Source organism: Microbacterium sp. 20-116, assembly GCF_041079415.1.
Lineage (GTDB): Bacteria > Actinomycetota > Actinomycetes > Actinomycetales > Microbacteriaceae > Microbacterium.
Window position 1 is genome coordinate 127,307 of record NZ_JBFYGP010000006.1, and the last position, 13,788, is coordinate 141,094.

Below are 13,788 nucleotides of genomic sequence, written 5' to 3' on the forward strand. Positions count from 1 at the left end.
CCTAGGTCGCGGGGTGCAGCGTCTCGCCCGGATCGCCCCTGTGTCCGGCCGTGCTGTCGCGCACGACGAGACGCGGGTGGGCGACTCGGACGGGATCGGCGAGGGTCTCGGCATCCCAGACCTCGACGAGCAGCTCGAGGCATGCCGCACCGAGCTCGCGCGCGGCGAGGTCGATCGAGGTGACCGGCGGTGACAGCAGGGCGTGGGCGGGCTCGTCGACGCACGCAGCGACGAGCAGGTCGTCGCCGACCCTGCGCCCCGCGCGGGCGGCGGCGGCGAGGGCGGTCGCCGCCGATCCGCTCGGGGCGATGACGACGGCGTCCACGGTGGGGTCGGCGACGATCTCCGTCACCACGGTGGCGATCTCGGCCGCCGTCGGCACGAACGACACGGTTCGTGACAGGCCGTCGAGGCCGTGCTCGCGGGCCCAGCTCTCGTAAGTTTCGGCGAGTTCCCGGCTCCACGCGGTCCCGTCGGGAGGGAGGACCGCCGCGATGCGCTGCGCCCCGCGCTCGCTCAGGTGCGCGAGCAGACGTCGCAGGGCGGCGGCGTGATCGATGGCGACGCTCGCACTCGTGCGTCCCATCCCGCCGAAGACGTGTTCGCCGCTGACCACGGGACGACCGGAGTCGAGCAGGGCTCGGATGCCGGCATCCTCGATCGAGGCGTCGACCACGACATATCCGTCGACGAACGATGCCGGGGCGCCGCTCGCGGCGTCGTCGCGATGGGGGAGCAGGATCACCGACAGTCCGCGGCGATCCGCGGCATCGACGACTCCGAAGGCGAAGTCGGTGTAGTACGGGAGGTGGGTCGTTCCCGCCGGGAGGTGGAGTCCGACGGCCCCCGATCGGGCGGTGCGGAGGTTCCGCGCGGGCATGTTCACCGAATAGCCGAGGTCGCGGGCGACGGCCGTCACGCGGTCGCGTGTCTCAGCAGACACCCCCGATTTCCCCCGGAGTGCGAAGGACGCGGCGGCGATCGAGACGCCCGCGCCGGCGGCCACGTCGTGGAGCGTCGGCTTGCGCGGGGTCACGAGCAGTGACGTTACCGGACGCGGGATCGGGGTGACCGTGCGGCGAAGTCTTGCGGGTTCGCGTACTTAAACGTTTAATGTCAGGGAAACACAACGAGCACGGAGACCGAAACACACGGTCCCTAGCCTCGGGTCACCGGACGCGCTCGACGACGACGCATCCCGGCCCATCCCGTGTCCGCCGCTCGCCGGCTCCCCCGAGAGGTTCCCGTGTCCACTCCCGTTCAGACCACTCCGACATCCGTCGGCGCCGCCCGGCTCCCCATCCGTTTCCCCACCGCCTCCTCGACGTTCCTCGTCGGTATCGCGGGCTACCTCGGCGTCAACATGTCGCCGTACATGATCGCCGCCGTCCAGGCCGGTATCGGTGCAGACGTGCTCACCGCGAGCTGGATCGTCACCGCCACCCTGCTCCTCACCGCCCTCGTCGGCCTCGCCGTCGCCCCCGCGTGCGCGGGACCGCGCCGCCGCCTGGTCGCGCGGGTCGGCCTGATCCTCGCGGTCGTGGGTTTCGGTGCTGCGGCGCTCCTCCCCGCCCTCGTCGTGACCGGGCTGCTGGTCGGCGGTGTCGGCGCGGGCGGGGCCGTCGCCGCCGCGGGTGCCGCGCTCGCCGCGTTCCGCAACCCCGATCGCGTGGCGGGCCTGAACGGTCTCGCCAATCGCGGCCTGATCACGATCATCCTCGCCGTCGTCCCGCTCATCGGTCTCGCCCCGCTCGACGTCTTCGGGTCGATGGCACTGTTCAGCCTCATCGCCCTTCTGACGGTCTCGTGGATGCCGGCAGCCCCGGCCGCCAGCGTGCACGCGGCGGCGGCGGTCGGCGAAGCCGTCCCCATCGAGGTGCCGCCCACCGGAACCCTCCGCACGGCCGCGCCGCCCTCGCGCGTGGTCACGATCGCGGGCTTCGTGCTCCTCGTGGTCTTCGCCCTGTGGGCCGCGAGCGAGGATTCGCTGTGGGCCATGGCCGGGGTCATGGGCGCCGACAACGCCGGTCTGACGCCCGAGGGGCTCAGTCTCGCGCTCAGCGGTGCCACCGCCGGCGGCCTGCTCGGCACGATCGCCCTCGTCGCGGTCGGCGATCGCCTGGGTCGAGGCATCCCGCTCGTCGTGCTGCTGGTGGCCGGCGGCATCCTGAAGATCGTCGAAGGCTCCGTGTCCGACCCGACCCTTTTCGTCGTGGTCTTCATCGCGTGGAACACGATCTACGCGGTCGCCTTCATGTACTTCGTCGCCACCGCTTCGGCCCTCGACGTCGACGGTCGGTGGTCCGGTCCGTTGCTGGCGACCTACCTCGTCGGCTCGGCGCTCACGCCGGTGATCGGCGCATCCCTGGTGGGGCTCCTGGGATACCAGGGCTTCGCCCTCACGCTCGCCCTGGCGAGCTTCGTCCTGGCCGTTCCGGCCGGCATCATCGGCGTGCTCTCCCGACGGCTCGAGCGCGCCGCGAAGGAGGCAGCATGACGCGCACGCTCTACCGCGGGGGGCGGATCTTCACCGCCCACACCGATCCGAGTCGGCAGTGGACGGATGCCATGGCCGTCGACGGCGAGACGATCGCCGCCATCGGATCCGAGGCGCTGGCGTTCGCCGCAGACACGGTGGTCGACCTGGAGGGAGCCGTGGTGCTCCCGGGCTTCACCGACGCCCACACCCACCTGCTGATGATGGGCGCGGCCCTGGCGCAGGTGCCGCTGACCGACGCGCGTTCGCTCGATGCGATCCAGGCGCTCCTTCGCGAGGCGCGCGACGCAGCGCCCGATGCGACGGCGATCTGGGGTCGCGGGTGGCTCTTCGACTCGGTCCCCGGCGGGGCTCCGACCGCGGCGATGATCGACGCCGTCGTCTCCGACGTCCCCGTGTACCTGGATGCCAACGACTACCACTCGTGCTGGGTGAACTCCGCCGCTCTGGCCGAACTCGGCATCACTCGGGACACTCCCGATCCGCTCGGGGGCGAGATCGGCCGCGACGTCGACGGGGAGCCGAACGGCATGCTCTTCGAGACAGCCGCGATCCGGTACGCCTGGGCTCGCCGCGACTCCTCGACGACCGACGCCGAGCGCGATGCGGCGGTCGATCGCGTCATCGACGCATACGTGCGCGCCGGCGTGGTCGGCGTGGTGGACATGGCGTTCAACGAGCACGGCCTCGCCGCCTTCGAGCGGGCGGCGGAGCGGCACGGTGGCACGCTCCCGATCCGGCTCGCCGCGCACTGGCTCGTCGAGAACACGGGCGATCGCGAACAGAACCTCGCGCAGATCGACCGCGTGATCGAGCTGGTGGAGCGCACCCGATCGTCGTGGGTGCGGGTGGTGGGTATCAAGCTCATCCTCGACGGCACGATCGACGCGTGCACGGCGGCGATGGGCGCGCCCTACGCCGACGGATCGAACGCCGCACCCATCTGGCCCCTCATCGACCTCGCGCCGGTCGTGGGCGCCGCCGACGCCGCGGGCCTGCAGATCGCCATGCACGCGATCGGCGACGCCGCGAGCGACGACGCACTCACCGCGCTCGAGCGCGCCTACGCCGCCAACGGCGAGCTGCCCCGGCGCCACCGCATCGAGCACCTCGAGTACGCCGCTCCCGGAACCGCCGAGCGGATGGTACGCCTCGGGGTCACGGCATCCATGCAGCCCGTGCACGCCGACCCGGCGATCTACCCGAACTGGGCCGCCATGCTGGGCGACGAGCGCGCCGACCGAGCCTTCGCGTGGCCGGAGTACGAGCAGGCGGGGACGCTGCTGGCTTTCTCGACCGACGCCCCGACCGCCCCGTACGACGCTCTCGCGAACATGTACGTCGCGACGACCCGGGCCTCTGCGCTGGACACGTCGGTTCCGGCGGTGCATCCCCAGTTCGCCCTGCCGCTGGCCGACAGCATCGCCCACGCCACGCGCGACACGGCGGCCTCGGTGGGCGACGGCGACTGGCGCGGGCGGCTGGCCCCCGGTTTCGCGGCGGATTTCGCCGTCCTCGACGCCGACCCCTTCGCCGAGGGCGCGGCCACGCTGCTGAGCGCGCGCGTCGTGCGGACCGTGCGGGCAGGAGAGACGGTCTTCGAAGAGACGACAGGGGACTCCGCGCCGCGCCACTGAGCTCGCAGCCCCGGTTGGGGAGGAGGGACGCGGTGGACAACCTCGGCGCCGCCCTCGCACTTCGCTAGCCTGGGGCGACGACCGACGCCGAGGGGGCACGATGACGGAAGTCGACGCTGGGGCACAACTCTCCGGGTTCGCATGGCCGCCGGGGCCGGGCGCACTCGTCGACACCTCGCGCTGCCCGTCGTGCTTCACGCCGATCGCCGCATCCCCGTGTGCCTCCTGCGGTCTCGACCTGACCGATGCGCGCACGGCGCGTGTGCTCGAACTGTCCCAGCGGATCGTCGCGCTCGTCGACGAGCGCGCCGACGTCCTCATGCGGGTGCACCGTGATGCGGAGGCCGCGGCTGCGGCAGCCCGCGCAGAAGACGAGCGGATGCCGGCTCCCCCGACGCCCGAGCTCCACCCGGTGCTGCCATCCCCGGTGGCGGCGCCCCCGGGCGACTCGATCGCGGCTGCGCCCGCACCGCTCTCGACGACGGCATCGGCTCCGGTCGCAGCCGCCGACGTGGTGTTCGCGCCACCGTCGGGGCCGGTGATCCCCCCGGGGCCGCTGGTCCAGCCGGGACCAGGCTCCCCGGCCGTGCCTCCGTCCGACGGTGTTCCCCCCGTGGAGCCGTCCTCACCCGTCCCCGCGGGGCCGTCCGCGCCCCGGCGTTCGAGCGTCCAGGTCTTCCTCCTGTCGGTCGGCGTGGTCCTCCTCGCCGTGGCCGCGGCCTTCTTCCTCACCGTCGCGTGGATCAGCGGCGGCCTCGTCCTGCGCTCCGTCATCATCGGACTCGTCACGGCCGCGATCATCGCCACCGCGTCGTTCCTGCGCCGACGCGGTCTCGGTGCCACCTCCGAGGGCATCGCGCTGCTCGGGATCGCTTTCGTGGCTCTCGATGTCTGGGCCGTCCGCGCCAATGACCTGGGCGGGGCGGCGAGCCTCGAACCGAGCGTGTACTGGGGCGCGACGACGGTGGTCGCGGGTGCCGCGTTCGTGGGCTGGTCGCGTCTGTCGCGCCTGCGCGCTCCGCTCTCGGTCGCCGTCGCGGCCCTCGCGGTCGGGCCCGCGATGCTGGTCGCCGGTCTCTTCACGCGCGATGCGGCCCTCGGGTGGTACGCGTGGGGGCTGGTGCTGCTGCTTCTGGCCCTCGCGGCACCGTTCGCGCCGCTCCTCGCTCGGGCTCCTCGCCCGGCGTTGACGATCGAGATCGGGGTCGTCCGGGGTCTCGCCGCCGTCGGTGCGGTCGTCGCGATGACCTCCGCCCTGATCGTCGACCCGCGCAGCACGGCGACCCCCGCGGTCCTCGGTGCGGTGCTCGCCCTCGGTCTCGCCCTCCACGCCCGGTCGTTCGCGCGCCGAGGTGCCGCGAGCCTGGCGCCGACGGCCGCGGTGGCCGCGGTCGTCGTCCTCGGGGTGGAGATCGCGGGCACGGTCGTCCGTGCGGCCGACGCGACCCTGTCGGTCACCGTCCCGGTGCTCGTCGCCTCGGCCGTCGCGCTGGGGCTCGACGCCGCCGCGCGTCGCGCCGCTCCGGGCCTCGGGCGGACGACCGTCGTCGTCGCTTCTCTGGCCGCGGCGATCGCCGCCGCCGTCGCCGCGATCCTGCCGCTGGTCGCCGCGATGAATGCTGTCGGAGCCGTGGTGGGTCGGTCGATCGTCGTCTTCGGGCGATCCGCCCTCGACCTCGATGCCCCGGATGCCGTCAGCACGGCGGCCGTGATCGCACTCGCGGCAATCGTCCTGCTCGCGGTCGCGGTCTGGCGTCTGTCGGGATCGTGGGCGCAGCGCCGCACTCCCGCGCTGATCGCCGGGGCGGCCGTCGCTCTGCTCGCGGGACCTCAGCTGCGTGTCGTGATCCTCGTGGTCGCCTGGTACCTGGCGCTCGCCGTGGTCGCCGTCATCGTCCTCCGCCGCCGTCGCGGCGACATCTCCCTCGCCGCGGTCGGGGGTTTCCTCGCCCTCGGCGCGGGGTGGTTGTCGTCGTTCTCCTCTCCGCTCGCGTGGGGGCTGTCCAGCGTCGTGGTCGCCGCCGTGCTCGCCGCGGTCGCCGGCGCGCATCCCGGTATCCGGGTGCCGTCCACGGTCGGGGTCGTCCTGTTCCTGTCGGGGAGCGCCGTCCTCGTTCCCGGGGCGCTGCGCGCCGGAGCCGACCTCGTCATCGCCGGCGCCACGCCGACCACGGTTCCTCTCGCGATGGCATCCCTGTGTCTCGTCGCCGTCGTCGCCCCGCTCTGGCGACGGCGGGGTCTCGACGTCGCGCAACGCAGCGCCGGCGTCGTCGCCGCCCTGTCGGCGATCGTGGTGGTCGCCGCCCCCGCGCTGTGGTTCCGCACGGGCACCGCGGCCGACGGCTGGATGCTCGTGTGCGCGCTGGTCGCCGCGGTCGCGTCGGCGGCTGTCCTCACGACGCCGTACCGGCCGTGGCGCGTCGCGCGGCCCTTCGCGGCGGTCATGACGCCCCTGCTCGTCGCGGGCGCGGCCGGTTCTGCGCTCCGGCTGATCGAGCCGCTGCCGCTGGTGCCGGCGATCGTCTATGCGGCGATCGCCCTCGTCAGCGCCGCGGCGGCCCTGCGCCTCCTCCGCGCGGACACGTCCACCCGTGCCTGCCTCGACACGGGGGCCGCGCTCGTGGCCGCCGTGTCGATCGTCGTCGTCCCCTCGCAGGGAGTCCGGTGGCTTCCGCTCCTGCTCGCGGCGGTGACCGCTGTGCTGTGGGCGACCGACGGCGACGGTCTCTTCCGCTCTCGCGGTCCGCGCCGGCACCTCATCTGGCTCGCGCTCGTGCTGGGCACCCTCGCGCTGTGGACGCGACTGTTCTGGCAGCAGACCGAGACCGTCGAGCTCTTCACCGTGCCGGTCGGCATCGCGCTGCTCGGCATCGCGGCCGGTCACGAGCGCGCTCGGCGGCTGGGAGGGGATCTTTCCGCGGTCACGCCCGCGGTGATCGCCGCCGCGGGAACCACCGTCGCGCTCGCTCCCAGCGCCCTTTCGGCCCCGGGAGATCTCGTCCACGTGCTGGCGGTCGCGGTCCTCTCGGCCGCGGTCCTGGTGGTCGGGGCCTGGGTACGTCCGCCGCGGACCCCCGACGAACTCCCCGTCGCGGTCGCCGCCGCCGGGGCGCTCGCGCTCGTACTGCTCACGGTCGCGCAGCTCGTCCCCTCCGTCGACCGGGGCGGCATCGGCATCGCGGATCTCGTCGTCGTGGTGTCGGTCGCGGCGATCGGCGCAGCCGCCGCGGGCGTCGCGCGACGCCCGGCCCCGTGGGCGGGGTCGTCCGCGCGCAGCGCTCTGGTCGGGGCCGCCGCACTCCTCGCGCTCGGATCGGCTGTGCTGGTCGCCGTCGACGGCGGCCCGATCGGGCGCATGGTGTTCGCGGTCGTGCTGCTCGGTGCCGTCGGCGTCGCCGCCCTGCGCGTGCGCCACCGGCTCGGGGGAATGCCGCTCGCGATCACCGCGCACTCCGGAGCGGGCCTCGTCGCCCTCATCGGCGTGGGGGCGGATGTCCGCCCGATCGAGTGGGCGACCGTTCCTCTCGCGCTCGTGTGGATCGCTGCCGCTTTCTTCGACCGTCGCCGCCCGGTCGCCCCGGCCTCGGTGCTGTTCGCCGTCGGCGGTGCGGCGGTCGGACTCCTGCCCTCAGCGGCGCTCGCCGACGCGTCGCTGGTGCGCGCGATCGGCGTGACGCTGGCGGCGATCGCCGTGCTGGTGGTCGGGGCTGTTCTGCTTCGCGGCGCGCTCGCCCCGCTGGCGACCCCGCTGATCGCCGTCGCCTCCCTCGGGCTGATCGTGGCCGCGTCGCTGCGCGGCCTGCACGAGCTCGCGACGGCGCTGTTCGACCTCTGGCTCGTCGCCGCGACCGTTCCTCTGGTGGTCACGGCCGTCCTCCTCCGCCGTCGGCGCACAGACGTCCTGCCCGGGCTGTCCCAGGCTCTCGCGATCGCCGCTCCCGCTGTCGCGGTGGCTCTCACCGCCACCCGTCTCTCGGCCACGGGCGAGGGCCCCCTGCGTCTGGTCGTGACGCTCGTCGCCGTCCTCGCCGTCGGTCTGTGGTGGCGGGATGCGGCCGTGCGGTGGGCCGCGATCGGCCTGTCGGCCGTCCTCGCGCTCCTGGCGATCGTTCTCGGCAGTGCCGATCCCGTGGAGGCGGCCACGGCGCCGCTCGCTGCGGCGCTCCTGGTCCACGGCATCCGGACTCTCCGTCAGCGTCCAGCGTTGCGGACGTGGCCGGCACTCGGTATCGGTCTGGCGCTGCTGCTCGTCCCCTCGCTGCTGTTCGACTTCTCGAGCGGCAACGCGCTGTGGCGCGTCCTCGCTCTCGGCGTCATCGCTCTGGCGACGCTGCTGGTCGGTGCCCGGTTCCGGTGGCAGGCCCCGGTTCTGCTCGGCGGCATCGTGCTGATCGTCCACGCCGTCGCCCAGCTCTGGCCGTGGATCACGTCGCTCTACGAGAGCGCCTCCGGCCTGTGGTGGCTGTGGCTCGGCATCGCCGGTGTGCTCCTCATCGTGATCGCGGCCACGTACGAGCGCCGCATCCGTGAGGTGAGGGCGGCCGCCCTCGCGATCAGGTCTCTCCGGTGAAGGAGGCAGCGCCTACGTCGTCGTCGCGTCCTTCGCGGCCGCTTTCGCGGCCCGCTTGGTCTCGCGCACCTTGGTGAGCGACTCCGGGTCCACGATGTCGGCCACCGAGCGGAACGAACCGTCCTCGCCGTAGGGGGCCGACGCTTCGCGCCATCCGGCTCCGTCGAAACCGCGCTGCTTGCCGAGCAGGGCGAGGAAGATCTTCGCCTTCTGCTCGCCGAAGCCGGGCAGCGCCTTCAGACGCTTCAGCACGGTTCTGCCGTCAGGGTCGTCGCGCGTCCAGAGATTCTCGGCCTTGCCGCCCCAGTCCTGCTCGATCGCCGCGCACAGCGCCTGCACGCGCTCCGCCATCGACCCGGGGTAGCGGTGCACCGCGGGTGACTGCGAGAACGCGGCGGCGAAGTTGTCGGGGTCCTGGTGCGCGATCGCGCCGGCATCCATCGACCCTGTGCGCTCCTGGATCTTCAGCGGTCCGGCGAACGCGGTCTCCATCGCGACCTGCTGGTCGAGCAGCATGCCGATCAGCAGAGCGAGCGGGTTGCTCGACAGCAGTTCGTCGGCGGCGGGGTCGTCGGTGATGCGCAGGCTCATGTGCTCATTCTCGCGCGTCTCGACGCGGGCGCGCGAGAGCGCATCTCGCTCCCGAGTCGGCGTCAGGTCGCCACCGCTACGTCAGCCGGATGCCGTTTCGTCGCCCGCCGCGGCTGCGTCGGGCTCGGCGATCCATTTCCGCGCGAAGGGCACGGCATCCATCGAAGCGAGGTCGGCGGTGACCTCGGAGATCTGTTTCTCGAAGTGCGAGACGCTGCCCGGCTTCAGTCGTTTCACGAGCGACCTGTCGACCCGGCGGATCACCGTCTCCGACACGGACGGCGCGTCTTCCTCAATCTGCAGCAGCCCCAACACGAGCGTCGCCGCCCACCGCGGAGCATTCCCGCGCCGACGTTCTCCCGCGACGACGTAGACCTCGGATGCCGGTGTGCTCACGGCATCCATCCTGCCCGACGCGCGCGTTTCGACGAGGGATCCGGCTCCGACGCAGCCGGCGCGGAGACCCGCTCCCCGCACCGAGGACCGCGGCGCGATGAGGGGTGGGAGGGCCCTCAGCCCGCGTCGGCGATGTCGCGACGCTCGGCGGCCGCGGGGTCGGCGACCTCGATGCCGAACAGCGCCGAAAGAGCGTCGATGTACTCGTCGGCGCGGCCGGTCTCAGCGAGTTCGTGCGCCCGGGTGGTCGGGGTGTGCAGCAGCACGCCGACGAGGTGACGAAGCGCCTGCTCGGTCTGACCGCCCTCGTCGCCGCGGGCGCGCACGCGGGCGACCTCGGCGTCGAGCACGCCGAAGACGTGCGCGCGCAGGGCCACGACGGCGGGGGTGATGTTCTTGCGCTCGCCGACCGAGGCGAAGCGGCGGGCCGCGTCGCGCACGAGATCGCGTGCCGCGTCGGTCGCCTGAAGCTCCTCGAGTGGGGCGTGCAGGCGGATCGTCTCGAGGTCGAGCAGGTCGACGCCCGGGACGGTGGCGACATCGGGGTCGACGTTGCGGGGCAGACCGAGGTCGATCACGAGTCGGCGCGCGGTGTGGTCGACGGGGCACACGCCCGCGGCGCCGTCGACGGCGGTCTCGTACGCGCCCCGACCCGCGGCGAAGGTCGCGGCGCTGAGCACGTGGTTCTCGCTCGTGGTGCAGGTGATCACGAGATCGGCGTGGGCGACGGCGCTCGGGAAGGTCTCCGCCGAGACGGCCCGCAGACCGTGCTTGACCGAGAATTTCGCGGCCCGGCCCGACGGTGAGTAGACCGAGATGTCTTCGGCGCCCTGGTCGCGCAAGGCTGCCACGGTGGCGGCGGCGTAGGCGCCGGTGCCGACGAGCAGCACCCGCTGGGTCGACCAGTCGGCGATGCGACTGTCGGCGAGTTCGAGGCCCAGGCGTACCAGGGAGCGTCCGGCGCGGCCGATCGCGGTGGAGTTCTTCACACCGCGCTGGGCTTCGGACGCGCGCTGGAACAGGCGCTCGAGTTCGGCGGAGGTGGTGCCGAGCTGACGCGATTCGTTGAGAGCGCGTCGCACCTGACCGGCGATCTCGCCCTCGCCGACGACGACGGATTCGAGCCCGGATGCCACCGAGAACAGATGCTCGGCCACATCGCTGCCACCGAGGACGGTGTAGGAGCCCTCGAGCTCGCTGGCCGGAACGCCGGTCGCGGACTCGATCGCCGCGAGGGTGGCCTCGATGCCGAGGGCGACCGCGGCGGTGACGGGCTCGTCCATGTCGACGTACGCCTCGAAGCGGTTGCAGGTCGCGACGACGACGGCGCCCTGGACGCACTCGTCGTGCTCGGCGATCAGGGGGGCGACGGGTGTCGCGGGTACGCTGAGCCGCTCGAGGAGATCGAAGGACGCGGTCTTGTGACTCGCGCTGACGCACAGCAGCACATCCATATTCTACGCTCGCGCTCCCCGGGGTATTCCGGGCGGCCTCTCGACGTCAAGGCATCCCCCGTCTTCCCCAGGCGCGGGTGGAAGGATGGATGCCATGGCCTCCCTCGACGCGCCCCTGCTCCGTGCCCTCCGTGGCGATCGTCCCGAGCGGCAGCCGGTGTGGTTCATGCGTCAGGCGGGGCGCTCGCTGCCCGAGTACCGCGAGCTTCGTGTGGGCACCCGCATGCTCGACGCGTGTCTGACTCCCGACCTCGCGGCGGAGATCACCCTCCAGCCCATCCGTCGCCACAAGGTGGATGCGGCCATCTTCTTCAGCGACATCGTGGTGCCGCTGCGTCTGGCCGGCGTCGATGTCGTGATCGAGCCGGGTCGCGGTCCGGTGTTCGCCGACCCCGTGCGCACCGCGGACGACGTGGCGCGGATCACCGCGATCGACCCCGACGACGTCGCCGCCGCGGCCGAGCCGGTGCGCGAGGCGGCCCGGCGCGTCACCGCCGAGCTCGACGAGGCGGTTCCCCTCATCGGGTTCGCCGGTGCCCCCTTCACCCTCGCCGCCTACCTCGTCGAGGGTGGGCCGAGCAAGGAGCACCTGCGCGCCCGCGGCATGATGCACGCCGATCCCGCGTCGTGGCACCGCCTGGCCGGCTGGCTCTCGAAGGTCTCGCGCGCCTTCCTCGATGCGCAGATCGCGGGCGGAGCGCAGGCCGTGCAGCTCTTCGACTCGTGGGCGGGGTCGCTGTCACCCGCGACGTTCCGCGAGTTCATCGCTCCGCACTCGCACGCCGCCCTCGAGGGCATCGAGGTGCCCCGAATCCACTTCGGCGTCGGCACCGGCGCCTTCCTCGACGACATGCGCCTCGGCGGTCTCGCCGACGCGGTGGGTGTCGACTGGCGGATGCCGCTCGATGAGGCGGCAGCCATCGTGGGTCCCGACGTCACGCTGCAGGGCAATCTCGACCCGGCGTTGCTGGGGGCTCCGTGGCCGGTGCTCGCCGCCCATGTCGACGACGTGCTCGCCCGTGGTCGCGCGGCGCGCGCGCACATCCTCAACCTCGGTCACGGCGTGCCGCCCGACACCGACCCCGAGGTGCTGACCCGCATCGTCGCCCGCGCCCACGGAGAAGACGCGTGAGCGAGCCCCTCGACCGGCTCGTCCGCCACGCTCACGAGACGCGGGTCGTCGTCGTCGGCGGCGGCATCTCGGGTCTGGTCGCGGCGCGCGAGTGCGCGAAGGTCGGCCTGCAGGTCACGGTGCTCGAGGCGTCCGAGGTGTTCGGCGGAGTCCTCCGCAGCGCCGAGGTCGGCGGGATGACGCTCGACGTCGGCGCCGAGAGCTTCGCGACGCGCGGCGGCATCGTGCGAAAGCTCCTCGACGAACTCGGTCTGTCAGACGACATCGTCTCGCCCAACCCGGCGGGCGCGTGGGTCGCGGGTGTCCCGGGAGTCGGGGCGGCGCCGCTGCCGAAGGGCGGGGTGCTCGGCATCCCCGACAATCCCTTCGCCCCCGACGTGCGACGCGTCATCGGCTGGTCGGGTTCGTGGCGCGCGTACCTCGATCGGCTCCGTCCCCCGCTGACGATCGGTCACGCGCACAGCCTCGGAAAGCTCGTGCGGTCGCGGCTGGGTGCGCGGGTGCTCGAACGCCTGGTCGCTCCGGTCACGAGCGGGGTCTATTCGGCCCGCCCCGACGACATCGACATCGACCTGGCGGCCCCGGGACTGAACGCGGCACTGACGCGGACCGGGTCGCTCACGGGCGCGGTCGCCGACCTGCGTGCGAGCCGTGCCGCCGCGCGGTCCGCCGATCAGCCGGCATCCGACGTCCCCATCGTGTCGGGCGGTGCCGCGAAACCCGCCGCCCCGGGTGGCGCTGTCGAGGGAATCGCGGGAGGCATGTCCCGCCTGGTCGACGCTCTCGTCGCGGGCCTGCGCGAGAATGGCGTCGAGCTGCGCACCGGGGTTTCCGCCCGTGCGCTGACCAAGACCGACGACGGCTGGACGGTCGCGACCTCCGCCGACGACGAGCCGCTGGCGGCCCGGGCCGTGATCGTCGCCCTTCCCGAGGGGCCCGCGCGCGAACTGCTGGCGCCGGTCGTTCCGGGCCTCGAGGTGGGTGACCCGGTCGCCCCCGTCGTCGAGGTGGTGACCCTGGTCGTCCATGCCCCCGCGCTCGACCGGGCACCGCGCGGAACGGGCGTCCTCACCGTTCCCGGAAGCCACGTCGCCAAAGCGCTCACGCATTCCACGGCGAAGTGGGATTGGGTTCGGGATGCCGCTGAGCCCGGCATCCACGTCGTGCGCGTCTCGTTCGGAGCACAGGGCGAAGAGCCCGCGACCGCGGCCCTCGACGACGAAGCGGCCGCAGCCCTGGCCCTCTCGGAGGCCTCGGCGATGCTCGGCGTCGAGTTGTCGGCATCCGCTCTGCGCGATGCCCATCGGGTGCGCTACGTGCAGTCGCAGCCCGCCGCGACCATCGGACGGGCGGCCGAGACCGCTGCCGCGCGGGGCGCCGTGCGCGCGGTGCCGGGTCTCGGCGCGACGGGCGCGTGGATCTCGGGCACGGGCCTCGCCCAGGTCATCCCCGATGCCCGCGACGAGGCCGACCGCGTCCGCAGCGACGCGCTCTGGTCCACCTGACCGCGA

General features: G+C 73.2%; 9 protein-coding genes. 5 read left to right on the forward strand and 4 right to left on the reverse strand.

The window, feature by feature from the left end; genetic code table 11:
- Position 1: 1 nt before the first annotated feature.
- A complete protein-coding gene (locus AB6V29_RS12630; RefSeq protein ID WP_369359014.1) occupies positions 2 to 1,036 on the reverse strand; it encodes a LacI family DNA-binding transcriptional regulator in 1,035 nt (344 codons plus the stop codon).
- A 210-nt stretch (positions 1,037 to 1,246) separates the two neighbouring features.
- Here AB6V29_RS12630 and AB6V29_RS12635 point away from each other — a divergent pair, with 210 nt between their 5' ends.
- The 3 genes from AB6V29_RS12635 to AB6V29_RS12645 all read left to right on the forward strand — a co-directional run bounded on the left by AB6V29_RS12635 (position 1,247) and on the right by AB6V29_RS12645 (position 8,704).
- The gene (locus AB6V29_RS12635) at positions 1,247 to 2,497 is read left to right on the forward strand and encodes an MFS transporter (protein ID WP_369359016.1); all 1,251 of its coding nucleotides are present in this window, start codon (positions 1,247 to 1,249) and stop codon (positions 2,495 to 2,497) included.
- Positions 2,494 to 4,134: an amidohydrolase gene (locus tag AB6V29_RS12640; protein ID WP_369359017.1), complete on the forward strand. Its 1,641-nt coding sequence runs from the start codon at positions 2,494 to 2,496 to the stop codon at positions 4,132 to 4,134. The genes AB6V29_RS12635 and AB6V29_RS12640 overlap by 4 nt, the downstream gene beginning before the upstream one ends.
- A gap of 100 nt (positions 4,135 to 4,234) precedes the next feature.
- Positions 4,235 to 8,704 carry an SCO7613 C-terminal domain-containing membrane protein gene (locus AB6V29_RS12645; protein ID WP_369359019.1) on the forward strand — a complete coding sequence of 1,490 codons (4,470 nt, stop codon included), beginning with the start codon at positions 4,235 to 4,237 and terminating at the stop codon, positions 8,702 to 8,704.
- Positions 8,705 to 8,716: 12 nt separating this feature from the next.
- Here the strand turns inward: AB6V29_RS12645 and AB6V29_RS12650 are convergent, their stop codons facing one another.
- The 3 genes from AB6V29_RS12650 to AB6V29_RS12660 all read right to left on the reverse strand — a co-directional run bounded on the left by AB6V29_RS12650 (position 8,717) and on the right by AB6V29_RS12660 (position 11,139).
- Positions 8,717 to 9,295 (reverse strand): HhH-GPD-type base excision DNA repair protein, encoded by a 579-nt coding sequence (locus tag AB6V29_RS12650; protein WP_369359022.1) that lies wholly within the window; start codon positions 9,293 to 9,295, stop codon positions 8,717 to 8,719.
- Between the two features lie 81 nt (positions 9,296 to 9,376).
- A complete protein-coding gene (locus tag AB6V29_RS12655) occupies positions 9,377 to 9,691 on the reverse strand; it encodes a hypothetical protein (RefSeq protein ID WP_267788510.1) in 315 nt (104 codons plus the stop codon).
- Between the two features lie 116 nt (positions 9,692 to 9,807).
- Entirely contained in the window at positions 9,808 to 11,139 is a 1,332-nt protein-coding gene (locus AB6V29_RS12660) for a glutamyl-tRNA reductase (RefSeq protein ID WP_369359024.1), read from the reverse strand.
- Positions 11,140 to 11,239: 100 nt separating this feature from the next.
- Here AB6V29_RS12660 and hemE point away from each other — a divergent pair, with 100 nt between their 5' ends.
- Positions 11,240 to 12,277, forward strand: a complete 1,038-nt coding sequence (gene hemE / locus AB6V29_RS12665; RefSeq protein WP_267788507.1) for a uroporphyrinogen decarboxylase — start codon at positions 11,240 to 11,242, stop codon at positions 12,275 to 12,277.
- A complete protein-coding gene (gene hemG, locus AB6V29_RS12670; protein ID WP_369359026.1) occupies positions 12,274 to 13,782 on the forward strand; it encodes a protoporphyrinogen oxidase in 1,509 nt (502 codons plus the stop codon). Before hemE ends, hemG begins: the two co-directional genes overlap by 4 nt.
- Positions 13,783 to 13,788: the final 6 nt, after the last annotated feature.